This window comes from Sphingopyxis panaciterrulae (genome assembly GCF_014199295.1).
GTDB lineage: Bacteria > Pseudomonadota > Alphaproteobacteria > Sphingomonadales > Sphingomonadaceae > Sphingopyxis > Sphingopyxis panaciterrulae.
Genome location: NZ_JACIJH010000012.1, coordinates 103,053 through 129,592, shown reverse-complemented (window position 1 = coordinate 129,592; position 26,540 = coordinate 103,053). Strand labels below are relative to the sequence as shown.

General features: G+C 66.9%; 20 protein-coding genes. 7 read left to right on the top strand and 13 right to left on the bottom strand.

What is annotated here, in order from left to right:
• Window positions 1–371: 371 nt before the first annotated feature.
• On the top strand, window positions 372–1,061 hold the full coding sequence (locus FHR21_RS16165) for a cysteine hydrolase family protein (RefSeq protein ID WP_184100199.1): 690 nt from the start codon (window positions 372–374) through the stop codon (window positions 1,059–1,061).
• Between the two features lie 76 nt (window positions 1,062–1,137).
• Here the strand turns inward: FHR21_RS16165 and FHR21_RS16160 are convergent, their stop codons facing one another.
• From FHR21_RS16160 to FHR21_RS16130, 7 genes are all read right to left on the bottom strand, one after another.
• Window positions 1,138–3,318, bottom strand: coding sequence for a TonB-dependent receptor (locus FHR21_RS16160; protein WP_184100197.1), 2,181 nt, complete (start codon window positions 3,316–3,318; stop codon window positions 1,138–1,140).
• Between the two features lie 168 nt (window positions 3,319–3,486).
• Window positions 3,487–4,980 carry an aldehyde dehydrogenase family protein gene (locus tag FHR21_RS16155; protein ID WP_184100196.1) on the bottom strand — a complete coding sequence of 498 codons (1,494 nt, stop codon included), beginning with the start codon at window positions 4,978–4,980 and terminating at the stop codon, window positions 3,487–3,489.
• Window positions 4,977–5,723 carry an SDR family NAD(P)-dependent oxidoreductase gene (locus FHR21_RS16150; protein ID WP_276569287.1) on the bottom strand — a complete coding sequence of 249 codons (747 nt, stop codon included), beginning with the start codon at window positions 5,721–5,723 and terminating at the stop codon, window positions 4,977–4,979. Before FHR21_RS16150 ends, FHR21_RS16155 begins: the two co-directional genes overlap by 4 nt.
• A 317-nt stretch (window positions 5,724–6,040) precedes the next feature.
• A complete protein-coding gene (locus FHR21_RS16145) occupies window positions 6,041–6,967 on the bottom strand; it encodes a winged helix-turn-helix transcriptional regulator (RefSeq protein ID WP_184100193.1) in 927 nt (308 codons plus the stop codon).
• Window positions 6,968–7,021: 54 nt separating this feature from the next.
• Window positions 7,022–7,816, bottom strand: coding sequence for an alpha/beta fold hydrolase (locus tag FHR21_RS16140; RefSeq protein WP_184100191.1), 795 nt, complete (start codon window positions 7,814–7,816; stop codon window positions 7,022–7,024).
• Window positions 7,813–9,021, bottom strand: a complete 1,209-nt coding sequence (locus FHR21_RS16135) for an acetyl-CoA C-acyltransferase (protein WP_184100189.1) — start codon at window positions 9,019–9,021, stop codon at window positions 7,813–7,815. Before FHR21_RS16135 ends, FHR21_RS16140 begins: the two co-directional genes overlap by 4 nt.
• On the bottom strand, window positions 9,021–10,502 hold the full coding sequence (locus tag FHR21_RS16130; protein WP_184100187.1) for a carotenoid oxygenase family protein: 1,482 nt from the start codon (window positions 10,500–10,502) through the stop codon (window positions 9,021–9,023). Before FHR21_RS16130 ends, FHR21_RS16135 begins: the two co-directional genes overlap by 1 nt.
• Before the next feature lie 176 nt (window positions 10,503–10,678).
• Between FHR21_RS16130 and FHR21_RS16125 the strand changes: the two genes are divergently transcribed.
• Window positions 10,679–12,058 carry a spinster family MFS transporter gene (locus tag FHR21_RS16125; protein ID WP_184100185.1) on the top strand — a complete coding sequence of 460 codons (1,380 nt, stop codon included), beginning with the start codon at window positions 10,679–10,681 and terminating at the stop codon, window positions 12,056–12,058.
• A gap of 40 nt (window positions 12,059–12,098) precedes the next feature.
• On the opposite strand, the gene FHR21_RS16120 is transcribed toward FHR21_RS16125, so the two are convergent.
• The 4 genes from FHR21_RS16120 to FHR21_RS16105 are packed head-to-tail and all read right to left on the bottom strand — an operon-like array spanning window position 12,099 to window position 16,573.
• Window positions 12,099–13,067, bottom strand: a complete 969-nt coding sequence (locus tag FHR21_RS16120) for an NAD(P)H-dependent flavin oxidoreductase (RefSeq protein WP_246427277.1) — start codon at window positions 13,065–13,067, stop codon at window positions 12,099–12,101.
• A gap of 16 nt (window positions 13,068–13,083) precedes the next feature.
• Window positions 13,084–13,980 (bottom strand): SDR family NAD(P)-dependent oxidoreductase, encoded by an 897-nt coding sequence (locus tag FHR21_RS16115; RefSeq protein WP_184100181.1) that lies wholly within the window; start codon window positions 13,978–13,980, stop codon window positions 13,084–13,086.
• The gene (locus FHR21_RS16110; protein ID WP_221235213.1) at window positions 13,977–14,912 is read right to left on the bottom strand and encodes a DUF1295 domain-containing protein; all 936 of its coding nucleotides are present in this window, start codon (window positions 14,910–14,912) and stop codon (window positions 13,977–13,979) included. Before FHR21_RS16110 ends, FHR21_RS16115 begins: the two co-directional genes overlap by 4 nt.
• A complete protein-coding gene (locus FHR21_RS16105; RefSeq protein WP_184100179.1) occupies window positions 14,912–16,573 on the bottom strand; it encodes a class I adenylate-forming enzyme family protein in 1,662 nt (553 codons plus the stop codon). The genes FHR21_RS16110 and FHR21_RS16105 overlap by 1 nt, the downstream gene beginning before the upstream one ends.
• 153 nt (window positions 16,574–16,726) lie before the next feature.
• Here FHR21_RS16105 and FHR21_RS16100 point away from each other — a divergent pair, with 153 nt between their 5' ends.
• On the top strand, window positions 16,727–17,755 hold the full coding sequence (locus tag FHR21_RS16100) for an aromatic ring-hydroxylating oxygenase subunit alpha (protein WP_184100177.1): 1,029 nt from the start codon (window positions 16,727–16,729) through the stop codon (window positions 17,753–17,755).
• Window positions 17,756–17,779: 24 nt separating this feature from the next.
• On the opposite strand, the gene FHR21_RS16095 is transcribed toward FHR21_RS16100, so the two are convergent.
• Window positions 17,780–20,242, bottom strand: coding sequence for a TonB-dependent receptor (locus tag FHR21_RS16095; protein WP_184100175.1), 2,463 nt, complete (start codon window positions 20,240–20,242; stop codon window positions 17,780–17,782).
• 152 nt (window positions 20,243–20,394) lie between these two features.
• Here FHR21_RS16095 and FHR21_RS16090 point away from each other — a divergent pair, with 152 nt between their 5' ends.
• Both FHR21_RS16090 and FHR21_RS16085 read left to right on the top strand, forming a co-directional pair.
• On the top strand, window positions 20,395–21,141 hold the full coding sequence (locus FHR21_RS16090; RefSeq protein WP_184100173.1) for a LuxR C-terminal-related transcriptional regulator: 747 nt from the start codon (window positions 20,395–20,397) through the stop codon (window positions 21,139–21,141).
• 50 nt (window positions 21,142–21,191) lie between these two features.
• Window positions 21,192–22,322, top strand: a complete 1,131-nt coding sequence (locus FHR21_RS16085; protein ID WP_338113185.1) for an acyl-CoA dehydrogenase family protein — start codon at window positions 21,192–21,194, stop codon at window positions 22,320–22,322.
• Here the strand turns inward: FHR21_RS16085 and FHR21_RS16080 are convergent.
• Window positions 22,319–23,341, bottom strand: coding sequence for an acyl-CoA dehydrogenase family protein (locus FHR21_RS16080; RefSeq protein ID WP_184100171.1), 1,023 nt, complete (start codon window positions 23,339–23,341; stop codon window positions 22,319–22,321). The genes FHR21_RS16085 and FHR21_RS16080 overlap by 4 nt on opposite strands.
• Before the next feature lie 149 nt (window positions 23,342–23,490).
• On the opposite strand from FHR21_RS16080, the gene FHR21_RS16075 reads away from it, so the two are divergent.
• Both FHR21_RS16075 and FHR21_RS16070 read left to right on the top strand, forming a co-directional pair.
• On the top strand, window positions 23,491–24,096 hold the full coding sequence (locus FHR21_RS16075; RefSeq protein ID WP_184100169.1) for a cytochrome b: 606 nt from the start codon (window positions 23,491–23,493) through the stop codon (window positions 24,094–24,096).
• Between the two features lie 46 nt (window positions 24,097–24,142).
• Complete coding sequence (locus FHR21_RS16070; protein WP_184100167.1) at window positions 24,143–26,539, top strand: membrane-bound PQQ-dependent dehydrogenase, glucose/quinate/shikimate family; 2,397 nt, start codon at window positions 24,143–24,145, stop codon at window positions 26,537–26,539.
• Window position 26,540: the final 1 nt, after the last annotated feature.

Genomic DNA, 26,540 nt, shown 5'->3' with positions numbered 1-26,540 from the left:
ACCTCATGGGCGCCATCACGCTCCTCGCATCAAACGCCGCTCAAATGATGACCGGTACCAGCATCATAATCGATGCAGGATGGACCGCGGATTAGGGTCAGGACCCATGAATTCCACGTTCGAGGCGTCGAAATGGCGAAGATATCGGGTTCGGGCGGACGCAGCGGGTAGCATCGCTACCCGCAAGGCCGCACGGGCCCGAGATCGAAGCCATTTCGGCGTCGCTTCGCGATTTGACCGATTTTGCCCAGGGCTTCGTCGAAAAGCCTTGAAATATCCTCATATTCCTACGCCATTTCTCCTCGCCCTGAGCAAAATCGCTTCAAACCTCGAACGTGGAATTAAGGGGTCCTGACCCTAAGGAGAAAAAGATGACCGGTTTCGACATGCCCGAATGGGCGCGGCGCGCGGCGCTGGCGCGGCACGGCTGCGAGCATCCGTTCGGGGCGCTCGATCCCGCCCGGACCGCGCTCGTCGTCATCGACATGCAGAATGGTTTCATGGTGCGCGAGGGCGCGGCCTCCTTCATCGAGGCATCGCTCACCATCGCCCCCGTCATCAACCGGCTCGCCGCCGCCCTGCGCGAGGCCGGGGGCCATGTCGTCTGGGTTCAGAACACCCATGATCCCGACACCGTCGCCGGCTGGTCGAACTGGTTCGCGATGAACAGCGCAGCGTTCAACGAAGGCGCACTCGCGGCGCAGGCGCGCGGCTCCTTCGGCCACGCGCTCCACGAAGCGATGGATGTGCAGCCCGGCGACGAGCGGATCGAGAAACACCGGTTCAGCGCCTTCATGCCCGAAGGCTCCGACCTCGCGCAGCGGCTGCGCGGGCGCGGGTGCGACACGGTGCTCATTACCGGCGTCACCACGAACGTCTGCTGCGAATCATCGGCGCGCGACGCCGCGCAGATGAATTTCCGCACGATCATGGTCAGCGACGCGACCGCTGCCAACGATCCTGTCGCGCACCGGTCGGCGCTCGCCACCTTCTATTCGATCTTCGGCGACGTGATGCCGGCCGACATGGTGATCGCGGCGCTCGGCGTTCGGCCAGCCTGATCCCGCACGCCCGCGGGCAAAGAAAAGGGCCGGACCCCCCATCGGGAGCCCGGCCTTTTTTTGGGCTCCCCCTGCCCTATTGGAATTCGATGCCGAAGGTCGCGCCGATGGTGCGCGGCGCCGCATAGTTGACGAAGCCCGTGTTCGCGGTCAGCAGCACATAGGTCGGATAATATTTGTTGGTGATGTTCTTTGCCCACACCCCGACATACCAGCCCCGGTCGAGCGAGCGCAGCCGGATCTCTCCGTCCCACACCGCATAGGGGTCCACTGCGGCATTTTCGTTGTTCGTGATCTCCGAATAATATTTGCCGGAGTAGGTCAGCCCCGAATTGACGTCGAGCGCGAAGCGGTCGCTGAGTTCGCTGGTGTGATTGAGCGTGACGCCGAACGTGTGCTTCGGCGCGCGTTCCAGATATTTGCCGTTCACATTGACGCCGCTGATCACGAGGTCGCTTTTGAACTTGGCATCGAGATAGCCATAGTTGAAGCCAATCCGCGTCTGCCGCGCCAGCGCGAGCGATCCCGAGACCTCAACGCCGTTGATGTCCGACTTGCCGGCGTTGAACAGCGCCGTGATCGGCACCGTCGAGCCGGGGACGTCGACCAGGCTCTGCACCTGAAGATCGGTGTAGCGCATGTGGAAGGCCGACAGGTCGAGCGTCAGCTTGCGGTTGAAGAAGCTGTTCTTGGTCCCGACCTCGTAATTGGTGACATATTCGGGTGCCACCGGCAGCCCGGCGGCGAGCGCGCTGGTCGGCTGGCCGTCGAAGCCGCCGGCCTTGAAACCGCGCGAAATCGTCGCATAGGCCATCGAGTTCGGGCTGAGCTGATATTTGGCGGTGAAGCGCGGCGTCGTCGCGTTCGAGGAATATTTTCCGGTCACGTCGAACGGAAAGCCGCCGGTCGGAAAGCGGTTGCTGTCGGCAATGTTGCGGAACGTCTTCTTGTCGTGGGTATAGCGCACACCCGCGGTCAGCGAGAAGGCGTCGGTCACGTTGAGCGTGCCGTCGACGAAGACGGCGATGCTGTTCGCCTTGCTCCTGGTCTGGAAGTCGTCGAACTGGTCGGGGATCGGGGCGCGGAACACGATCGTGCTATGCTCGTCGCGGTCGACCACCTCGCGGTAGAGGAAGGCGCCGGCGAGGAAGTTGAACGGTCCCGAGAAGTTCGAGGCGAAACGCAATTCCTGCGAATATTGGGCGGCGCGTTCGTCGATGATATTGTGGGTCAGGTTGAAGGGGGCCGAAATGTCGGGCCGCGTCTTGTCCACACGAATGCCTGCCAGCGCGACGTCGATGTTCGACTGCGATCCGCGCACGGCGGTGATCGAGGTGATGTCGCCGATGCCGGCGTCATATTTGATCCTGACCGACGTGCCCCAGGCTTCATTGTCCTGACGGCCATCGGGCACGAAACTGGTGCGACGGTCGGGACCATTGCCGATGGTGTAGGCATCGGTCGTCTTGCTGACCGCCCATTTGTTGAGGCCGTTGCCCGTACGCTTGTAATAATCCGCCGACACGGTGACTTCGAGCCGCTCGCCCAGGTTCGACGAAACCGCGCCGCGCACCGCGGTGCTCTGCAGATCCTCCAGTTCGCTGCCGGTCAGCGCGCTCTTCGCATAGCCGTCGTGGCGGCGCGAGACGAAGGAGAAGCGGCCGTTGATGTCGTCGGTCAACGCCCCGTTGGCGACCCCGCGCACATTGATCGTGCCATAGGTGCCGACATCCGCATTGACCTTGAAATAAGCAGTGTCGGTCGGGCGGGAGCTGATCAGGTTGATCGCGCCGCCCACGGTATTCTTGCCGAACAAGGTGCCCTGCGGACCGCGCAACACCTCGACGCGTTCCAGATCGAAGATATCGGCGGTGCCGCCCGCGGCCCGCCCCAGATAGACGTCGTCGACGAACACCGCGACCGACCGTTCGAGGCTGCCGCCGTCGAAATGCGAGCCGATGCCGCGGATATAGATATTGGGGTCGGATGCGTTGAATTCGGCATAGGTCAGGCTGGGGGTGAAGGTTGCCAGCCCCTCGATGTTCGACGTGCCCGCCTTTTCGAGCGCGTCGCCGCTGACCGCCGAGATCGACAGCGGCACATCCTGCAGCCGCTCTTCGCGGCGCTGCGCGGTCACGACGATCTCGCCGCTATCGCCCGATGAGGCCCGGGGTTCCGGCGCCTCCTGCGCATATACGCCCGTGCCGGCCGCAAGGGCCCACACCGAAACCATCGCCACGCTGACCGACTTGCGCATTTTCGTATCTCCTCCCTGACCCGCCAGCCTGTCACTGCGGGATATCTTTATTGAATACATATATTGAAGCCTTTGGCTTCGCAAGCCTGAAGCGACGTGAAAAATCAGGATTATAGGGAAAATAATTCCGAAAACCGTCGCGCTTCCTGCGGCTTCCAATTGATACGCTTATTGATTCCCTTGGATTCCGACTTTCGGCAAATCTACTCCTCCGAGCGCGTAGTTGATCGTCTTCTCCTCGGTGAAGAACTGGCGCGCCGCCGGCGCTCCATCGCGCCCGACGCCCGATTCCTTGTATCCGCCGAAGGGGAAGCGAGGATCGAGCGCCAGCATCGGCGTGTTCACATGAATCCAGCCCGCCTCGATCGATTCGGTGGCGCGCATCGCCTCCGCCAGATCGTTGGTCCAGACATAGGACACGAGGCCGTAGCGCGAGCGATTGGCGACCGCGATCGCTTCCTCCATCGAATCGACGACGATCGCGGCGGCCACCGGTCCGAACACCTCTTCCTGACAGATGCGCACATCGTTCGAGGGCGCCCGCACCACCGTCGGCCGGAAATAATAGCCCTTGTCGAAACCGTCGGCGCGCGCGCCGCCCGCCAGGATCGCGCAGCCATCCTCGCGCGCCTCGGCGACCATCCGCTCGACCCGAGCATAGCTGTTCGCGTGGGCGAGCGGGCCGTTTTCGGCGGCCTCGTCATAGGGATGGCCGACCCGGATCGCCTCGGCCCGCTCGGCGAAGCGGCCGAGAAAATCCTCGGCGATCGCGCGGTGCAGGACGAGGCGCGATCCGGCGAAGCATTGCTGGCCGCTGTTGGTGAACACCGCGATCAGCGCGGCGTCGAGCGCGCGGTCGAGATCGGCCGACGGCATCACGATATTCGCCGATTTGCCGCCCAGTTCCAGATCGATGCGCTTCAGCCCGGCGCCGGCCGCCGCGGCGATATGGCGCGCGGTCGCCGTGCCGCCGGTGAAGGACACCGCCCGGATCGCCGGGTGCCGCACCATCGCATCGCCCGTGACGTCCCCGCGGCCGTTGACCATGTTGACGACGCCGTCGGGCACCCCCGCCATGTGCAGCAATTCGACGAAGCGGGCGAGCGCCAGCGGCGTATTCTCCGACGTCTTGACGACGCACGTATTGCCGAAGGCGAGCGCCGCCGCGATCTTGGTCGAGGCGAGCGCCGTCGGCGCATTGGACGGCGAGATCAGCGCGACCGGACCGAGCGGTTCGCGCAGCACATAGCGCAGGCCGCGCCCGCGTTCGCTCGCCGCGGTCTCGAGCGCATAGCTCGGCCATTCGGCGTAAAATTCGAAATTGGCGAGGATGCGGGGAAGCTGGATGAAACGCGAATAGCGGATCGGCTGCCCCGTCGCGGCGGTTTCGAGCGCCGCCAGTTCGTCGAGATTGTCGCGGACGACATCTGCGATCCGGCGGAAGACCTGCTTGCGCTCGGCGACGCTCAGCCCCGGCCAGGACCCGGTACGAAAGGCCTTTTCCGCGCTGTCGACGGCGGCCGCCACCTCGGCGGCATCGGCTTCGTGCAGCGTGCCGGCGAGGCTCTCGTCGGCGGGATTGACGACGTCGAGCGCCGGCCCGCGCGCCGGGATGAAGGCGCCGTCGATGAAACTGGTGACGGTTTGATGGGCGAGCGTCACGACCACAGCCCTCCATTGACGTGCAGCGTCTGCGACGTGACATATTCGGAGCCGGGCCCGATCAGGAAGAACAGAGCGCCGAGCATATCCTCCGGTTGGGCGATGCGCTTCGCGGCGGTCATGGTGGCGACCATGTCCGTATTGGTCTTTGTCTGCTTTGCCGGGCGGCCGGTGCCGCCATCGAGGAAGGCGGTCTGGGTGATTCCAGGCGCGAGACCGTTGACGCGGATATCGGGCCCACACTCGGTCGCGAGCACCCGCACGAGGTTGATGATTCCCGCCTTGGCAACCGCATAGGGGCCGAAACCGCTCTGCGGCACCCAGACGCCGAAGGTCGACGAGACATGGATCATCGCGCCCTTTCCAGACGCCCGCAGCAGTGGGATCGCCGCGCGGCTGAGCAGGAAGGCGCTGGTCAGCGACCCGGCGATGATCTCGTTCCATTCGGCCAGCGCCATCGCCTCGATCGGCTTTGGCTCGTTGGTGAAGCCGACGAAGTTGACCAGCGCGTCGAGACGCGCACCGCCCGCCGCGATCGCGTCGAAGGCAGCCGCGACCTGCGCCTCGTCCGACGCGTCGCACGCAATCGCCTCTACCCCCTCGGGCGGCGGAAAGGCCTCGATCGACCGGGCGAGGTCGAGCACCACGACTTCGATGCCGGCTTCGCGCGCGGTCCGGGTGAAGATGCGCCCCATCCCCCCGCATCCCCCGGCAACGGCAACCCGCGTTCCGGGCGGCGGCATCAAAGCGAATCCTGACATATATCCTCCAACTATCGTTATAGAAGAAACTTTGCCATCATCGCGGGAAGTGTCAAGCGCCTATCGTAGGATCACCGTCGATAATCCGACTTTTCCGGGTAATAATCGTACAAGGAAGGAAGCCAGCTTCCCGCATAGGAAAGTCTCGCTAATGAACCTTAGGTGCGACATGAGAGCTGCACGGCCGCGGCCGATCGCAGGTTGCCCAGCAAAAAGGGTCAGATTTCCACGGGTCGCTCAACGGCGACGAAAGGTCGCAACCTTCCGGCGTCGCATCGATCGTCAGCAGTCGAGGAAGGTCAGCGGGGCGCCAGCGGCTCGCAATCGCGATAATGAACCGTCTGCCCGCAGCCACGGCAGCGAAGGTCCGAATGGAGACGCTGCCCGCACGGCTCATGGGTAAGGATCAACGGCTCGTCGCCCTCGCCATAGCTCCATTTGTCGCCCCATTTGAGCATCTGCAGCGTCACCGCAAACATCTCGCGCCCCGGCGCCGCGAGGCTGTAGAGATAGCGGTCGGGCCGCTCCTGATAGAGCCGCATCTTGATGAGACCGAGAATCTGGAGCTTGCGCAGCCGATCCGACACGATCGCCGGGTGCACCCCGGTCCAGCGCTCGATCTCGTCGAAGCGATGGAGGCCGAGGTAGAGCGCCGCGAGCAGCGGCATGGCGCGCCGGTCGCCGAGAACCTGGAGCAGCAGGCCGAGCGGATGATCCGAATCCGCCCAGTCCGATACGCCCGCCTTGTTGTTGCGGAACCGCCGTCCCGGCATCGCCGCGGTCGCATCGCCCGCGCCAGGACCGGGCTGAAACGAGGCATCGGTGATATAGACGTCGCGGTCGCACGACCGGCACGCCGAGCGCACCGACAGCGACGCGCCGCAATTGTGGCGCCACAGCGGCGGCGTATCGAGCCCGCCCCAGCGGCGCTGCCACTCCTCACCCGCGAGCAGCGTCGAAAAGAGATCCTCGCCGCGCGGCGTCAGCCGATAGTCGACCGCGCGCCCACCCGAATGGATCTTTTCCAGGCATTCGGCGTCGATGAGCTGACTAAGCCGCTTGCTGAGCGTCGACGGCGAAACCTCCAGCTCCTGGAGCAGTGCCGACCAGCTCGTCCGTCCGAGAAAGAGCTGCTCCAGCAAAAGCAGCATCCAGTGATCCCCGACGATGTCGAAGGTCGCAAGGACCGAACTGCGGCGGGCCGGCACGCCGGCGGATACTTCCATGATGTCAGTGTGCCCCTCGTGAAAGCGCCATCTAACATCCTGTTTCGGCGAATGTCACGCGCTGCTTGCGAAGCGGCGGGCAAGGAAATCGAGCAGCACCGCGTTGAACTCCGCGGGATTTTCGGCCCAGGCGAAGTGGCCGGCACCCTTCATGCAGACGAACTCGCCGCCGATCTTGCCCGCCAGCTTCTCCATCACCGGCGGCGGCGCCGCGGTCAGGTCGTGCTCGCCGGCGATGCAGATCACCGGCACGTCGGCCATCTTGGGCAGGATGTCGCGCCCGTCGAACCGGGTGATCGCCGCAATCGCCGCGCGGAAGGTTTCCTCGCGCATCTGCGACACCACGTCGATCACAAGCTGCGTCTCGGGCGAATTCGCGCCCGGCGCCATCATCGCGCGCAGCATCCCCGGCGCATATTGCGCCAGCGTCTGTCCCGCATCGAGCGGCGCGACGCGGTCGCGCACGAACGCCTGCTGCCACTCGCCGTCGGGCTTGCCGAAAGCAGCGCTAGTCGCCGACAGCACCAGTCCCGCCACGCGGTCGGTCCGATAATCGAAGGCGCGCTGCGCGATCATGCCGCCCATGCTGTGGCCGAGCAGGATATTCGCCTCGCCGCCCTCGCGATCGATCAGCGTCGCGCAGGCCTCGGCACACGCCTCGACCCCGAAATCGTCGGGAAGCGGGCTGAAGCCATAGCCCGGGCAGTCCCACGCGACGACGCGATAGCCGGCGCCCGACAGCGCACCGATCTGGCTGCGCCAATATTCCTTCGCGCCGAACGCGCCGTGAAGCAGGAAGACGGTGACCCGGCCCGTGCCGGTCACGCTGTAATCGGGGAGCCGCGTCATGCCGCGCGCTCCACGATCAGCGCCCCGCCGATGCCGGTCGCGCCCGACACCGCGATCAGTCCGGTGGCGAGGTCGCGGCGTTCGAGCTCGTCGAGCAGGGTACCGATCAGGTTGACGCCGGTCGCGCCCATCGCATGCCCCATCGCAATCCCTCCTCCGTTCACGTTCATCCGGTCCTCGGGCAGGTTCAGCCGCCGCGCGAACGCCATGGCGATCGCCGCGAAGCCTTCGTTGAATTCCCACAGGTCGATATCGCCCGCGGTCATCCCGGCCCTTGCCAGCGCGTCCTGCGCCGCCGCGGTGCCGCCGCCGAGGCCCATCGCCGCCGGACTGTTGGCGTTCGAATAGGCACGGATGCGCGCGCGCGGTGCCAGCCCGGCCCGCGCGCCGCCCTCGCGATGACCGATCAGCGCGAGCGAGGCGCCATCGACCATCGCCGGCGCCGCGGCGGCATGATGGATGTGCGCCACGCTCTCGACGCCCCCGAAGCGGCGGATCAGTTCGGCGTCGCCCCACGCCGCCCGCGCGTCGTCGAACAGCGGGTCGAGCCGCGCCATGCCGTCTGGGCTGCTGTCGCCGCGTACCGCCTCGTCGCGGTCGAGGAGAAGATGGCCCTCGGCGTCGACGACGGGGATCAGCGATTTCGCGAAATGCCCGCCGCGCGTCGCCGCGTCGGCCTTGCGGTGCGAACGCGCCGCATAATCGCTGATGTCGTCGCGCGTGAAGCCCTCGACGCTCGCGACATAATCGGCGATGATCGGGTTCGGGATGAAGGGGATGCCGCGCGCTACCTTCGGGTCGCCGGCGAGCGGCCCCTTGTCCGACATCATCGGGACGCGCGACATGCACTCGACCCCGCCGACCGCGACGAGGCCGGCATCGCCGAGCCGCGCGCGCGCCGCGCCCATCGCCGTCGCGGTGAGGCCCGAGGTGCAGAAGCTGTTCACCATGGTGGCGGTTCCCGACCGGTCCCAGCCGGCGGAGAGCATCGCCGCCTGCCCGACATTGCCGCCCTGGTCGCCGGTCTGGGTGACGCAGCCGATCACGGCCTCGTCGACCGCTTCGGGCGCTTCGGGGTGCCGTTTCGCCATCTCGCGGAACAGCCCGCCGAGCAGATGGACCGGTGCGACGCCGTGCAGCGCGCCGGTATCGCGGCCCTTGCCGCGCGGGACGCGGATCGCGTCGAAGACGAAGGCGTCCGTCATCATGCCGCCTCCCGCTGCCCGCGGCGCGCCTGCGCCGCCCGGATATCGCCGCCGCGCGCGAAATAGGCGTGCGAGCCGCTCGGCACCCGTTGCGGCAGCGCGACGATCGAGACCGGCCCCGCGCCGATCGACCGCGCATCCCAGATATAGACGTCGGTTCGGTCGGCATCGGTGACGAAGGCGATCAGATAGCCGTCCTCCTCGCCCGTCGCCTCGCCCTTTGGCGCGAACACCGGCTGCCCCATATATTTGCCCTCGGGCAGTTCGTAGCGATCGACCTCGGCCATCGCCTCGAAATCCCATTTCTGGATGCCACTCATCAGGAACAGCGGCGTTTCCGACACCAGCGTATTATAGGCGTAGCGCGTCTTGAGACCCATGAAGCGGTTGTTGATGCACGGCATCTCGACAAGCTGGTCGTCCAGGAAGCGCTCGGCTGTCTCCCCCGTCTTCAGGTTCATCCGATATTCGATCAATCGCGGCTTCTGATAGGCGAAGGAGAGGAAATAATTCTGCACCTTCGCGCTCGGGGTTCCCGCCGGCACCTCGGGCACCGGAATCTCGAGGCTGAAGCCATAGGCGACGATCTCGTCGCCCTCCTCCCACGCATTGACGGTGTGGAGCATATAGGTCGGCTCGAACTCGAACCAGCGGATTTCGTCGCCCTTGCCGTGGCGCGGAATAACGCCGAAGCGCGATTTCAGCGACCGGTCGAAGGTCAGCTTCTTCTTGCCGCGCGCGATCAGTTCGGGATCCCAGAACAGCGGCAGGTCGTGCAGGATCGTATAATGTTCGGTGATCCAGCTATCGTGCGGCAGGCGGGCGCCCGGCAGTTCGATCTCGGTGACGTGGAGCAGCCGGTTGTCGGCGCTGACGACGCCATATTCCATATAGGGCGCGGTGTTGAAGCTGTAGTTGAAGAAGACGAATTCCCCCGTGCGCTCGTCGGTCTTCGAATGCGCCGAAACGCCCTTGGTCCACGCCCCGCCGAAGCTGTCGGGGCCGAGCGTCTGCAGGCTGTAGGGGTCGAGCCGATAAGGCTGCCCGCAGCGCGCGAACATCGTCTTAATCTCGCCATTGTGGAGAACGATGTCGGTTCCCGAATTATTCTTCAGCCCTTCCTCGGCCGCGAAACCGTCGCGCAGACCGAGGAACAGCCCCTTGCCCTCTTCCATCTCGGCGAGCAGCCCGGCGGTCAGCACCATGCGGTTGCGATAGGTGGCGCGGCCGTTCTCGAACGCGACGCCATGCACCATCGAATCGCCGTCGAACCAGTGATAGCGCCCGCTCTGCGGCCGATAGATGGGGTTGTGGCCATTGCGGACATAGATGCCGTCGATGTCGGCCGGGATCGGCCGGTCGCTGTCGAGGTCGGTCGCGGTGACTTCCTCGAAAACCGGGCGGAAAATGCCGTCGAGATAATCATTGCCCTCCTCGGCGATATCCGCCGCATAGGCATTCTCGACCACAACCTTGACCATTCCCGACTCCTTGAGCAAGCTACTTCATTATCGATATCTTCTAGATCGCTTTCGAATACCCTGTCAATACCATTCAGGATGTCAGCATATATCCCGGTTTATCGCCGCTTTCATTATCCCTCTTGCATAATGAAGCTTCGTCAACGATAGTTTCCGAAAGCGATCGGGAGACGGATATGACGGGCGCATCGAATAACGAAATGAAGGGGTCGCTCGCGACGCGTCCGGGCTATCTGCTGTTCCTGCTGATGACGGGCTATCTGCTGTCCTTCCTCGACCGGCAGATCCTCGTCATGATGATCGACCCGATCAAACGCGACTTCGCGCTTACCGATACCGATTTCAGCCTGCTTTACGGCTTCGCCTTCGCGACCTTCTACACCGTGCTCGGGCTGGTGTTCGGACGGCTGATCGACTCGGCCAACCGCACGCGCGTCATCGCCGTCTGCGTCGCTTTGTGGAGCCTCGCGACGATCTTCTGCGGCCTCGCGACCAATTTCCCGCAACTGTTCATCGCTCGCATGCTCGTCGGCGTCGGCGAGGCCGCGCTCGCGCCTGCGGCCTATTCGCTGATCGCCGACGTCTATCCCGCCAATCGCCGCGGCCGCGCCTTCGCCGTCTATACGATGGGCATGTATCTGGGCGCCGGGCTCGCCTTCGCGCTCGGCGGCTCGCTCGTCCAGATGTTCGCGCATGTGGACACGCTGTCGTTCGCCGGCATCACCATCAAGAGCTGGCAGATCGCCTTTTTCATCGCCGGCCTGCCCGGCCTGATCGTCGCGCTCGCCCTGCTCTTCTGCCCCGAACCGGCGCGCGGCACGATGGCGGGCGACGCGACGCTCGCGGGGTCTCCGCGCGCGAGCTTCGGCGCCTTTCTTGCCCATTATCGATCGCGCTGGCCGCTTTACCTCACCCATCATCTGGGGTTCGGCCTGCACATCTGTTTCGGCTATGCGATCACCGCCTGGCTGCCGGTCACCTTCATGCGCGTCCATCACATGCCGCCCGCCACCGCCGGACTCGCCTTCGGTCTCGCGATCATGACGATGGGGCCGCTCGGCGCGTGGCTGGGCGGGGTGATCGCCGAACGGCTGGATCGGCGCGGCGTGCGCGAAAGCCAGCTTTCGGCCACCGCCTGCGCCTGCGGGATCCAGCTCGCGGCCATCGCCGGCGCGACGATGATCGCCCAGCCGTGGCTGGCCTTCGCCTTCGGCGCGATCGCGATCGGGCTGGTCGGCTTTCCCGCCGGCCTCAATTCCGCTTCGCTTCAGCTCATCACGCCGCCCACGCTGCGCGGCCAGGCGGGCGGCTTCTTCATCCTGATCGGCAACCTGCTCGGTCTCGGCCTCGGGCCGCTCGTCGTCGCGCTGCTCACCGACCGCGTGTTCGGGCACCCGGAGGCAGTGGGCACGTCGCTGCTGATCGTCGGCCTCGCCGTACTGCCGGCCGCATCGCTGCTGCTCCTGCGCGGCAGTGCGCTGTTCGCGCGGCGCGACGAGGGCGCGGCATCGGCCGCCGAACCGGACGGGGCTGCGTTGACGGCCGGCGCCGGCTGACCCTAACGGAGGAGCGGCGCCGTCCGCCCCACCGCCTGGCTCATGCGCCGGCCTTGCCGGCGCGGTATTCGGCTTCCATCCGGGCGACCTGTAGGGCGATCGGTTCGATCCGCCCGATCGCGCCGACGCCCTGCCCCGCCGACCAGATGTCGCGCCATGCCTTGGCGCCGTTGTGCGGATCGTCGAAGTCGATCTTGCCGCGCGCCGAGGGCGGGATATTGTCGGGGTCGAGCCCCGCCGCAACGATGCTGGGGCGCAGCATGCTGTTGCGGATGCCGGTGAAGGCGTCGGTGACGATGATGTCCGCCGCCTCCGCATCGACGAGCATCTGCTTATAGCCAGGCTTGGCCAGGCTTTCCTCGGACGCGATGAAATGGGTGCCGACATAGGCATAGTCCGCCCCGAGCGCGAGCGCCGCGCGCACCGCCGCGCCGGTGTGGATGCCGCCGCCGACGACGATCTCTCCGTCCCAGAAGGCACGAACCGCGGGCACGAAAGCGAAAGGCGACAGCAGGCCCGTATGTCCGCCCGCGCCCGCCGACACGAGCACCAGCCCGTCGACGCCGAGCGCCGCCGCCTTGCGGGCATGCTCGACCGAGACGACGTCGGCAAAGACGAGGCCGCCATAGCCGTGCACCGCCTCGACCACTTCGCGCGGCCCGCCGAGCGAGGTGATGACCAGCGGCGCCTTGTAGCGCACCGCGAGTTCCAGGTCGGCGCCCAAACGCTTGTTCAGCCGATGCGCGACGAGGTTGATCCCCCACGGCGCGGCACCGTCCACCGCGCCGTCGCTGTTGCCGATCGCCGCAGTGATCGCCGCGAGCCATGCGTCGAGTTCCTCGCTGGTGCGGCAATTGGCGGCCGGGAAACTGCCCGCGACGCCGGCGCGGCTCGCGCCGATCACCATCTCCGGCCCCGACACGAGGAACATCGGCGCGGCGATCACCGGAAGGCGCAGACGGTCGTGCAGAAGCCCGCGGCGGGACGGTCGCTTGTCGGTATCGGTCAAGGATCGGATCTTTCGTCTAGAGGGGCGCGCGGGGCGCGAGCCCGCATTCGACCAGCAGCGTGTCGAACGCATGGTTGGAATTGGGGTGGGTACGGCGCGGCTGCGCCGCCAGCCGGGCCATCAGATCGCCGAAGCCGGCGTCGGGGGACAGGCTGTCGGTCTCGACCGTTTCGGTCAGGCGAAAGCGGCCGCCGCCCGCGACGATCACTTCGCCGGTCACGTCGCAATCCTCGCTCGCCAGCCAGGCGATCAGCGGCGCCACGCGATCGGGCGTGAAGACCTCCGCCATCTCGCCCCTTATGTGCGCGGCGGTCATCTGCGACAGCGCATAGGGCGACACCGCATTGACCGCGATACCGCGCCCGGCGCCTTCGCTCGCCAGCGTGCGGACGAGGCTGTCGACCGCGCTCTTCGACGCACCATAGGCGCTGAGCCCGTGCTGGCCATAACGTCCCGCGCTCGAGCTCGTCATGACCACGCGGCCATAGCCCTGGTCGCGCAGGCGCGGCCAGGCCGCATGGACGAGGTGCAGCGTGCCGAAGAAACCGACGTCGAACACCGCCCGGAAGTCGGCGAGCGACAGCTTGTGAAAGCTCGCCGCCTGCGGCGAGGCGGCATTGGCGACGACGATATCGAGCCGCCCGAAAGCCGCGATCGCCGCCGCGACCATCGCTTCGCCGCTGTCGTCCTTTTCGACCGAACTATGGTCCGCAACGGCGCGGCCGCCCGTCGCGACGATCTCCGCAACCACGCGCGCCGCCGAGGTGTCGGCGTCGGCCTCACCGGGGTGGCGGCGGTTGTTGACGACCACCGCCGCGCCGGCGCGGGCGAGTTCGATCGCATAGGCGCGGCCCAGCCCCTTGCCCGCACCGGTGACGATCGCGACGCGGTTCGACAGATCGGTGGCGCTCATCGGCGCGGCCGCAAGCGCGGGAAGAACATCGGCACGCGCCGCGCATAATCGTCGAACGCCTGCCCGCGCGACTTGCGCATGTGGCGCTCGTTGCCGGGCGTCGCCGACCCCCAGCCCATGAACCAGGTGACATAGGCGGGGCCGATCGCGGCGAGCCATCCCCAGGGATGGACGAGCGCAAAGAAGAAATAGCCCCACCACATCAGTGCCTCGCCGAAATAATTGGGGTGGCGGGTATAGGCCCAGAGGCCTCGGTCCATGATCCCGCCGCGATTGGCGGGGTCGGCCTTGAAGGCGTTCATCTGGTGATCGCCGATCGCCTGGAAGGCGAAACCGACCGCCCACAGCGCGACACCGGCCCAGTCGAGCGGCTGCATCGTGCGCGCTGCCGTCTGGCCGGCGAAGGCGAAGGGCAGGCACCAGGTCCACAGGATCGTTCCCTGCAGCATATAGACCGAAAAGAAGCTCCACAGCGGCCAGCGCGCACCGAAACGGCGGCGCAGGCTTGCGTAAGGGTCCTGCTCGATCTTCAGGTTGGTGCCGGTCGCGTGGCGCGCAAGGCGCAGCATCCACAGCAGCATCAGGCCCATCAGCACCCCTATCCGCGGCGTCGGCTGCGAAACCGCGCTCGCCACGATGGCCGCCGCGGTGCCGAAGCTGATCATCGGATAGACGATGTCCATGATGCTGTGGTTCCGCCGCCCCTCCCCGATCGCCCAGCCGAGGGCACCGAACAGGATCATCGCCCCGCCGCCGATCACGAACGAAGCCAGCGACGGCTCGAGGTCGGCCGGCGCCAGCGCCCACGCCGCGATGACGACGCCGGGCAGCAGCATATGGACGATATTCCAGCGCCGCCCGCGTGCATCGGCCGGCATGGCGAGCCGCCACGAAAGGGCCAGGGCGATCCAGATGCAGAGCGCGACAAACATCAGGCAGCCTCCTGCGCGCGCGCAAGGTCGCGCAGCCTGTCGCGCTGAACCTTCATCAGCCCGTTGCGCGGCAAGGCGTCGAGGGTGAGCAGCAACTGGGGCAGCTTGAACACCGCGACCCGCCGGCTCTTCAGATAGGCGATCACATCGTCGAGGGCGACTGTGCGTCCCGGCTTCGGTACCACCGCCACGCCGACGATCTCGCCGAGACGGTCGTCGTCGCAGCCGAAGAAGGCGGCCTCGACCACCTCGTCGAACCCGGCGATCAGATCGTCGAGTTCGGCGGGCGCGATCTTGATGCCGCCGCGCACGATGATGTCCTTGCAGCGCCCGACGAAGCGATAGAAGCGCGCCAGATCGCCATCGCCGGCGATCTCGAACAGGTCGCCGGTCCGGTAGCGCCCCCGCTCGTCGAACGCCGCTTTCGTCATCTCGGGCTCGCCATAATAGCCGAGGAAGATGCCGGGCCCCGCGATACGCATCTCGCCCGGCCGCTTCGGCTCCTCGATCTCCTCACCGCTGTCCGGATCGACGAGATGGGTGGTGAAGTCGCGCGTCGGCGGAAAGGTCGGCCAGTCGAATTCGGGGCGGCCGAAGCGCGGGAACAGCGTCGCACGCATCGCGGGATCGGGGACCTCGCGCGGCGTGCTGAGCAGGCTGGTGCCTTCGTTCGAGCCGAAGAAATTGATGATCTCGATCCCGAACTCGCGTTCGATGCCGTCGATCGCCCACGCCGGGATCGCGGCCGAGCCGGTCCCCATCAGCCGCAGGCTCGACAGGTCAGCGGCGGCGCGCACCCTTTCGTCCTTGAGCAGCGACACGAAGAAGGCGGGCGGCATGAAAGTCACCGACACGCGCTCGTCGCGAATCTGCTGGATGACGAGGCCGATGTCGAGCGGATGGTGCAGCACCAGCGTCGACGCGGTCGCGAGCCACGACATGAAGCTGCCGCCGATCGCCGCCATGTTGACGAGCGGACGGATGTTGAGGATCACCTCGCCGTCGCGCAGCGCCGCGCCGTGCACCATGTTGCGTCCCGTGACGAACCAGTTGTTCGCGGTGCGCATCACGCCCTTCGGCCGACCCTCGGTGCCCGAGGTCCAGCAGATGGTGACGACATCGTCGGCGTCGCGGCCGCTAGGCGGGATCGGCGCCGGCGCGCCGGCGCCCGCGAGCAGGTCCTCGACGCGGATCAGCGTGCAGCCCGCGCTCTCGCATATCGACGCGGCATTGGCCGCCAGGTCGCGCGTCTTGAACCGTCCGGCGATGAAGAGGCGGGGCTGGAGCTTGCCGACCACATAGTCGATCTCGTTGCCGTCGAACTGGACGAGCAGCGGACTCGCGATCGCGCCGGCGCGGGCGCAGGCGAGGAACAGGATCACCGATTCGACGATGTTCGGAAGCTGATAGACCACGATGTCGCCGGGGCCCGCACCGCGCGCGCGGATCAACGCCGCGACCCGGTCCACCGCGCGGTCGAGCTCGGCATAGGTCAGCCGGTACGGCGCGCCATCGGTGAAGTCGGCCCGGTTCGGCGCATCGGCCAGCGCGAGCCGGTCGGGTGCCCGCGCGACATTGGCGCGAAAGCGCGAATCGATCGTTTCCGCCCCCCAGAGCCCGGCCCCGTGATAATGGTCAATTTGCGTTTGCGGCGGCCGCATTCGTCCCGATCCTCCCCTACAACTTCGTTACCCGTATCTCTTTCGATACCGTGACACAACCCCGATAATAGTTGACTAATCGGCAAATCTGAACAGACTATGGCCCCACAGGGGTTTTGTAGGTTCAATAGCAGAATTCAGGGAGCAGGTATGATGTTCATCCGGAACAACTGGTATGTGGCGGCGTTCGACGACGAGTTCGGCGGCGCGCCCGTCGCGCGCACGATATGCGGCGAAGAGGTCGTTCTCTATCGCAAAACGGACGGCCAGGTCGTCGCGATGCACGACGGCTGCCCGCATCGCCTGGTGCCGCTGTCGATGGGAATGATCGAGGGCGACAACATCCGCTGCAAATATCACGGCATGCTCTTCGACGGCGAAGGCCGCTGCCTGCAGGCCCCCGGCAAGGATGCCAGCCTGGGGCTGCGCGTCAGCAAGGTGTACGAGACGGTCGAACGCTATGGCATGATCTGGGTCTGGATCGGCGAAGAGGCGGCGGACCCCGCGAAGCTTCCCGACCTGCCGTGGCTCGCAAGCACCGAGTGGGCGCAGACGCGCGAGCATTTCACGCTCGCCTGCGATCATCGCTTCGTCATCGACAATCTGATGGACCTGACCCACGAAACCTATGTCCATCCCGAAACGATCGGGCAGAACGAACTGATGGAGGCGCCCGTCGCGGCGCGGCGCGAGGCCGATGCCGCGATCCTCGAACGCTTCATGCCCGATATCGACCCGCCCCCCTATTGGGCGCAGATGCTCGGCAAGCCGGGTCGCGTCGACCGCTGGCAGGTCTGCCGCTTCATCCTCCCATCGACGGTGCTGATCGATTCGGGCGTCGCGCTCGTCGGCACGGGCGGCTTCGCGGGCGACCGGGCGGAAGGCGTTACCGGCTATGTCATCAACCTCATCACCCCCGCGACCGAGCGGAGCTGCTATTATTTCCTGGTTCAGGCCCGCGATTTCGCGCGCGACGCCGACGCGGCCACGCAGGCGCGCTTCAACGCGACGATGCGGGCGCTGGTCCAGCAGGATATCGACGTGCTCGAGGCGCAGCAGCGCTATGTCGACGCCCACCCCGACGCCAAGCTGCGCGCGCTGAACATCGACGCCGGCGCGACCCATGCCCGCCTGATGATGAACCGGGCGCTTGCCGCCGGCGCGCCCGCCCCGGCAGGCTGATCGGATGGGCCGGGCGACCCGGCCCTAGAAATCGAATCCCAGGGTCAGGCCGTATGTCCGCGGCTGGTTGGCGAAGCGAACGACGACATTGGCGTTGCTGGCGACCGCCGACCAATAATATTTGTCGAACAGATTCTTCGCCCACAGCGACAGCGACCAGCCGGCCTGCGACTTCAGGCCAAGACTGGCGTTCACGACGGCGTAGGAATCGATCTTGTAGAGCGGGTCGTCTTCGAAAATCGTGTTCGATTTACCCTGATAGCGCAGGCTGACCGCGCCGTTGACGTTCAGCGTGTCGCTCACCGGCGTATCGTAGGCCGCGACGATGCTGCCCTGGAACCGCGGGCTGTAGATGAATTCAGCTCCATCGAAATTCTCTGGCTGTCCGGCGGCATTGGTGCCGACATAATCGATCACGCGGGTCTTCAGCCACAGGCCGTTGGCGGCGATCGTCACGCCCTGCGCCGGACGCAGCATCAGCTCGCCCTCGAAGCCATAAGCCTTCGACTTCGGCACATTGTCGAGCCTCGCCAACGCCGTATAGATCGGATCGGCGAAATAGGTGCTGATCTGCTTGTCCTTGTAATCATAATAGAAGGCGGCGAAGTTCGCCTGGAGCAGCCGGTCCGCCAGCGTCGCTTTCAGACCCAGTTCGTAGGCGGTCAGCCTTTCCTGCACGACCGGCGCATTCTGGCGGGCCTTGCTCGCCGCGTTGACCGGCGAGGTGCCCGATTTGTATCCGCGCGAAACCGACGCATAGACGAGCGTGTTCTCGTTCGGCGACCAGTCGAGCACGACGCGCCAGGCAAGGTTGTTCTCGTCGAGCGTCGAGACCACCGGGCCGAAGCTGTTCGTTACATCGTCAAAGGTATTGCACTGCCCCTCCACGATCGGCGCCGGGATCGGCAGCGTGCCCCCCGCCGAGAAGAGGAAGCGGTTCACGACGTTGACGTTGGGCAGCATGCTGCCCTTATAATCGCGCGAGCAGCCGACATAATCCTGCTTGTCCTCGGTATAGCGGAGGCCGACGGTCAGCTTGAGCTGCTCGGTCAACTCTGCGTCAGCATTGCCGAAGAGGCTCCATGTCTTCGTGTTCATCGTGCCGATGTCTTCATAGGTGCGGAACGCCGTCGCCATGTCGGCGGCGGTATAGCCACCTGAGTTGAACGGCGTTTCGAGCAGGTTGACGCCGGGCACGACGAGATAGGGCGCCGCGCGGATGAAGCGCGCATTCGCGTTTTCGCCGAGCAGCGTCCGGTTGCTGTCGACGATCTTGTCGTGGCCATAATAGCCGCCGACCAGCCAGTTCACCCGGCCGGCCTCGCCCTCGAAATGGATTTCCTGGGCAAAGCTCTTGATGCGGCCGTCGGCCTTTTGCAGCAGAATCTCATAGGGCGCGCCGCTCCAGTCGGACAGCGCCTTGCGCCGGAAGTCGTTGTAGCTGGTCAGGCTGACAAGCTTCACCGCATCGCCGAGGTCCTGATCGACCCGCAGCTTCAGGCCCCAGAAGCGATTGTCTTCCGCCAGATCGCCGGGCAATCCGGCCCCCCGCCCGATATCGGCCGAGCGGCCGGCCTCGGGCGCCCAGTCGGCCTGGCTTGCGCCGGTCGGGAAATTATCCGCAATATAGTCGGCGATCCCCGGGACATTGAACAAGTGCGACGCGCTGGTCCCCGTCACCGGATCGGTCGCCGGGGTGAAGCCGATGCCCTGTCCGGCCACCGTGTCCGACTTGTTCTGCCACCAGGTGACCGACAGATCGATGCTGGTGCCGGGACCCGGGTCGATCGCCAGCGACCCTCGGATGCCCAGCTTGTCGACCTTGCCGAGGCGTTCGTCGGGACGCGAATTGCTGATCTGCCATCCCTTGTCGCTGTTCTCGCTGCGGATCGCGAGGCGCGCGGCGCCCCCTTCGCCGAGCGGGCCGGAAATATGGCCCGCGAAATTATAGGTCTGGTAATTGCCAAGTTCCGCGGTGACGCCTGCGTCGAAATGGTCTGTCGGCTTGGCGGTGATGAAGTTAATCAACCCGGCGGTCGTGTTCCGGCCATAGAGCGTGCCCTGCGGCCCCTTCAGCACCTCGACCCGTTCGAGGTCCATGACCGGACCGGTGTTCATGATCGGATAGGCATAGGCGACCTCGTCGACATAGGTACCGACGGTCGAGGTGGCCGACAGGTTGATCGTGTTGAAGCCGATCCCGCGCAACGTGTAGGTCGGCACGCCCTGATAGCTTTGCGATACGGTGAAGCTGGGCACGACGGCGGTCAGATCGCGCACATCGGTGACGCGCAGATTTTCGAGCGTTTCGGCATCGACCGCCTGGATCGCCATGCCGACATCGTTGATCGATTCGGCGCGGCGCTGCGCCGTGACGATGATATCGCCGTCGGCGACCACGCCGTCCGCCGCGGCGTCCTGCGCCAGCGCCGGGGTCGCAGCCGCGAGACTGGTTCCCGCGAGCAGGAAAATTTGGATTGCCTTCATCGTCGATCCTCCCTCAAACGGCTTGCCGCTGCGTTCGTCTTCGTGCGAACGTCGCGGAGGCCGGACCGTGGCAGAGGACCGGATATCGGCCGCGCGGACAAGCTGGCACCTGTGTCAGGATGGGGGTCAGAGGACAGATGGGGACGGATGAGGTGACGGACAGCCAGGCGCGCTGCTGGGCGGACATGCCCGCACTGATCGCCGGGGTGCAGGCGATCGGCGACGAAATCGGCCTGCCCTTCGTCGCGGCGCAGGCCGATCTCGGCGATCCCGAACCGATGGCCGACCGGGACGGCAGCCCCTATGCCGAAACCAGCTTTCGCTGGATCGATCCCGATTATGCCTATTGGCGCGACCGCAAGCTGGCGTTGCACGTCGCCTTCCTGACCGCGGCGCGGCTGGTGGCCGAGCCCTTCTTCTACAGCGACGGGCGGCTGGGAAGCTGGCGCGCGACCGGCCTGCTCGACGCGGTCGATTGCCAACAGACGAAGGATACGCCCAATTTCGGCGAGGCGATCATCGCCCCGGTGCATCTGCCGCGCGGGCTGGTCGGCGCGGTCTTCTGGTGCTCGCGCGAGCCGGTCGGGGTCGAGGCGCTGTTCGCACGCCATGCCGGGCGTCTCCACGATCTCGCGCTGCGCCTCGTTGCGACGCACAACGAAGCGCGCGGACGGCCGCGCAACGCCACGGTGCCCCAGACGCTGACCCGGCGCGAGGTGCAATGCCTGCGCTGGGCGGCCGCGGGCAAGACCGACGGAGAGATCGGCATCATCCTGTCGCTGTCGGTGTCGACCGTGCGCTTTCACCTGCGCAACGCCGCCGCGAAGCTGGGCGCGACCGGACGGGCGCAGTCGATCCAGCTTGCGGCAGGACTGGGCTTCGTCGGTGCGCGGGCCTGACGCATCCGCCAGCTTGGCGCCGTCCCGCCGCGGCCTAGACAGGAGCGATGATGGACCCGATGACCGATCCCGCGCTCGCCGCCTTCCGCAGCGAAGTCCGCGCCTTTCTCGAAACGCGTCTGCCCGACGAATTGCGCCGCGGCGCCGAGCGCGCGACCAGCGTGTTCGTCGATCCCGCGATCTCGCTGCCGTGGCAGCGCATCCTGCACGCGCGCGGCTGGGCGGCGCCCGACTGGCCCGCCGAGCATGGCGGACCAGGGTGGAGCGAGATGCAGCGCTACATCTTCGCCGCCGAATGCGCGCGCGCCAGCGCCCCCAACCTCGCCCCAATGGGGCTGAAAATGGTCGCGCCGGTCATCATGCATTACGGGACGGCGGAACAGCGCGCGCATTATCTGCCGCGCATCCTGTCGGGCGAGGATTATTGGTGCCAGGGCTTTTCGGAACCGGGCGCTGGGTCGGATCTCGCCGCGCTCCAGCTTCGCGCCGACCGCGATGGCGGGGATTATGTCCTCAACGGCTCGAAGATCTGGACCACCCACGCCCATTTCGCCAACCGCATGTTCTGCCTCGTCCGTACCTCGGCCGAGGGCAAGCCACAGGCGGGGATCAGTTTCCTGCTGCTCGACATGGGCTCGCCGGGCATCGGCGTCGAGCCGATCCGCACCCTCGCCGGCGACCATGAGCTGAACCAGGTCTTCTTCGACGACGTCCGCGTCCCGCAGGCGAACCGGCTCGGCGCCGAGAATGAGGGCTGGTCGGTGGCCAAGCATCTGCTGACCTTTGAGCGCGGCGGCAAATATGCCCCGGCGCTGATCGGGCGCGTCGCGCGGCTGCGCGCGCAGCCCTGCCGCGACACGGTGCTGCGCGCCCGGCTCGAGCGCGAGGCGGTCGGACTGGAAGCCTTGCAGGCGCTCGAGCTCAAGGCGATGCGCGGCACCGGCGGCAGCCCCGCCCTCTATGCCTCGGCGCTCAAGATCCTCGGCACCGAGGCGGCGCAGCGGATCGATGCGCTGGCGTGCGAGATGGCGGGCTTCGCCGCCTGGGCCGATGCCGACGGGCAGACGCCGGCCGAACTGGCCGTCGCGGTGCCGCGCTACCTCAACGACCGGGCGGCAAGCATCTATGCCGGCTCGAACGAGATCCAGCGCGACCTGATCGCACGGCTGGTCCTCGGTTAGGCTGTCGTTTCGACGAACCGGGCGAGATGGCCCGCCTGCGGCCCCAGCGCCGCGCCGATCGCCAGCGCGGGCTTGAAATGCGCGCCGAGCGCCAGTTCCTCGGTCAGCCCCATCGCGCCGTGCATCTGCACCGCCCCTTCGCCGACGACGCGCACCGCATCGGCCACCTCGACGCAGGCGGCGGCGACCGCGCGGCCGCGCCCCGCGTCATCGGCCTCGACCGCACCGACCGCGGCCTCGGTCAGCGCCCCCGCCCTCATCAGCGCAAGCTGCATGTCGGCCACGCGGTGCCGCAGCGCCTGAAAGGACCCGATCGCGACCCCGAATTGCCGCCGCTGCCCAAGATGGGCGGTCGTATCGTCGAGCATCCGCCGCATCAGGCCGACCGCCTCGGCACAGCGCGCCGCCAGCATCATGTCGTTGGCGAGGTCGCCTAGCGCGCGCGCCGCGGCGCCCGAGGCGAGCGGCTCGGCATCGCCGGGTTCGAGCGCGAAGCAAAGATCGGCAGTGACGCTGCCGTCGAGCATGATGCGGTGCCGCTGCTCGACCTTGTCGCGGCGCGCGGCAATCAGCAGGATCGCCTCGTCGGCGGCGAACAGGAGCAGGTCGGCCCCGGCCCCGCCCGCCACCAGCGTCGCGGTGCCGCGCGGCACCCCACGCTCGTCGATGGCGGGCAAGGCGGCGCTCGACGCCGGACAAAGAATCGCGGCCCGGCGACTACCCGTTGCGAGGCCGGGAAGCGCCGGATGCGCCGGCGCCGCACGGCCGAGCAGCCAGCTCGCCACCGCATGCGAAAGCCAGTCGGCACCCGCATGCGCCGGCGCCAGCTCGCCCATGACCAATGCGATGTCGCGCATCCCGCCACCGAAACCGCCCGCCCCTTCAGGCACCGCGACGCCGCCGAGACCCAACGCATCGGACAAGCTGCGCCAGCCCGGCCACGCATTGTCGGCAAGGAAGCGCCGGAGACCGTCGCGCAGCATCTGCTGACCGGGTTCGAGCGAAAGGTCGAGCGCCATCTCAGCGCTGCCGCGGCCGGCGGGTCATATCGTCTTCTGCCACGATGCTTCTCCTCGACGTCACCCTGACCGGCGGCCGGCGCCTTTCCTAGCTGACGAAGATATCAGGTGCGTCCGGAACGGAAAGCCGGCGCGCGCGTTGGGGAGCCATGGCGAGCGTGCCCGAAGCCACGCCGCAGGAGCGGCTGTTGCGCTATAATGATGGCGCGGTGGCGTTGCACTGGCTGACCGCGCTGCTCGTCGTTGCCCAGGTTACCGTCGGTTTCACCTTCGCGGGCATGGAGCGCGGCCCGGCACGCGGCGATCTGTTCACCGTGCACAAAAGCATTGGCGCCACGATCCTGATCCTGGCGCTGGTCCGCCTCGCTTGGCGCCTCCTCCATCCGCCGCCGCCCTTCCCGACCGAATTGCCGCGCTGGGAACGAGTAGCGAGCGTCTGGGCGCACCGCGCCTTCTATCTGCTGCTGATCCTGCTGCCGCTGACCGGTCTGATGGCGGTATCGGGCGGCGCGGAAGCCGACGGCAGGACAAGCACGCCGCTGCTCGGCGGCATTCCGCTGCCGCTGATCCCCGGAATTTCGGAAGACGCCGGCGAACGGCTGGGCGGCGCCCACGAATTGCTGGTCTTCATCACCCTCGCCATCCTGGTGCTGCATGTCGCCGCCGCGCTCAAGCATCAGATTCAGCGCCACCGCGCCGCTGGGCGCATGCCGCCCTTCCGGACCCCCGGGGAGCATCCGCTCCCTTCCCCCTGACCCTATCCTGCGCGGCCCCGTCCGCCCGACACAGAAGGACATGGCGATGAACCGGTTACGCCAGATATTTCCCGCTCCGCTCCTGGCCCTGATCGCCGGGCTGATTGTCGCGGCCATCGCGCTGATCCTGCTGATCGGCGGCGTCTGGCTCGCCGCGCTCGGCGGATCGGCCTATTATCTGGTGACCGGCATCGCGATGCTCGCGGCGGGCCTGCTGCTAATGCGCGGGCGGATGCTCGGCGGCTGGATTTATATCGCCGTCGTCTTCTTCACCCTGCTCTGGGCCTTTTGGGAGGTGGGCGGCAACGGCTGGGCGCTGGTGCCGCGGATCGTCGCGCCGGCGGTGCTGCTGATCCTGGTCCTGTTCGCGATGGCGGCGCTGTCGGCGCGCCCGCGCCGCTGGCGCCTCGCGCTGGCGAGCAGCGCCGTCGTCGTCCTGCTCGTCGCGGCGGGCGGCGCGACGCTCGGGACGCTCAACGCCGTGCGTCCGTTGCAGCCGCTGCCCGGCCCGCGCTGGGCGATGGCCGACCCCGCGGCGATGCAGGCCGGCGCCGACTGGCCCGCCTATGGCGGCACCTACAGCGCGCGGCGCTATTCGCCGCTGACCCAGATCACGCCCGCCAATGTCGGCAAGCTGGAACGCGCCTGGACGATCCACACCGGCGACCTTCCGTCGGAGGCGGCGCACGGCACCTATGGCGCGGAGAACACGCCGCTGAAGGTCGGCGACAGCCTTTATGTCTGCACGCCGAAGAATATGGTGCTGTCGCTCGATCCCGCCACCGGCAAGCAGCGCTGGCGCTTCGACCCCAGGATATCCGACGATGCGATCCCCTATACCGCCGCCTGCCGCGGCGTCGCCTATTATGCCGTGCCCGACGCCGCCGCCGACCAGGCGTGCGCGCGGCGGATCATCTTCGGCACGCTCGACGCGCGCCTGTTCGCGCTCGACGCCGCGACGGGCCGGCCGTGCCAGGATTTCGGCGCCAACGGCCAGGTCGATACCAGGATCGGCATGGGCGACACGCCGCCGGGCTATGTCTCGATCAACTCGCCGCCGACCATCGTGCGCGGCGTGGTCGTCACCGGGCATCAGGTGCTCGACGGACAGGATCGCTGGGCCCCCTCGGGGGTGATTCGCGGTTTCGACGCGGTCACCGGCAAGCTGAAATGGGCGTGGGACATGATGCACCCCGACTGGAACGGCTATCCGCCCGCCGGCCAGACCTGGGCGCGCGGCACGCCGAACATGTGGACGATCGCATCGGGCGACGAGCAGCTCGGCCTTGTCTATCTGCCGATGGGCAATGCCGCGGCCGATTATTATTCCAGCCTGCGCCGCCCGCCCGAGAACGCCTATGCCACCTCGCTCGTCGCGCTCGACGTGACCACGGGCAAGCCGCGCTGGCACTTTCAGGCGGTGAAGAAGGATGTGTGGGATTATGATTTCGGCGCACAGGCGACGCTGATCGACTATCCGGGCGTGGGCGGCACGGTTCCCGCGCTGGTCCTGCCGTCGAAGCAGGGCGACGTCTATATCCTCGACCGGCGCACCGGCCGGCCGCTGACTCCGGTCGGCACGATCGAGGTTCCCGGCGGCGGTGTCGAGCCCGCCGAACGCTCGCCGACGCAGATCGTCTCGCTGTGGCATACGCTTCGCAAGCCGGAACTGACCGAGCGCGACATGTGGGGCATGTCGCCGATCGACCAGATGATCTGTCGCATCCAGTTCCGCAGGGCGAGCTACAAGGGCTTCTACACACCGCCGACCAGCGACGGCCGCTCGATCGAATATCCGGGCTATAATGGCGGCACCGACTGGGGCGGCGTCGCGGTCGATCCGGTGCGCGGGGTAATCGTCGCCAATTACAACGACATGCCCAACTATGTCCGCCTTGTCCCCCGCGCCGAGGCCGACAGGAAGGGCTGGGCGCCGCGCGATCAGGCGCGCGGCGAGATCGGCGGCGCCGAGGGCGCCGGCGACCCGCAGGCGGGCACGCCCTATGCGATCGACGTCAACGCCGGCTGGCGCCTGCCCTTCACCGGGATGCTGTGCAAGCAGCCGCCCTATGGCGGCATCCGCGCCATCGACATCGCGACCGGCAAGACGATCTGGGACCGCCCGCTGGGCACCGCGCGCACCAATGGGCCGTTCGGCATCCCGTCGATGCTGCCGGTGACGATCGGCACGCCCAACAACGGCGGCGCGGTCGTCACCGCGAGCGGGCTGATCTTCATCGCCGCAGCGACCGACAATCTGATCCGCGCCATCGACCTTGCGACCGGAAAGACCGTCTGGTCCGACGTCCTGCCCGCGGGCGGACAGGCGACCCCGATGACCTATGAGGCCAACGGCAGGCAATATGTCGTCCTCTATGCCGGGGGCCATCATTTCATGGAAACGCCGATCGGCGACGAGGTGGTGGCCTACGCCCTGCCCTGAT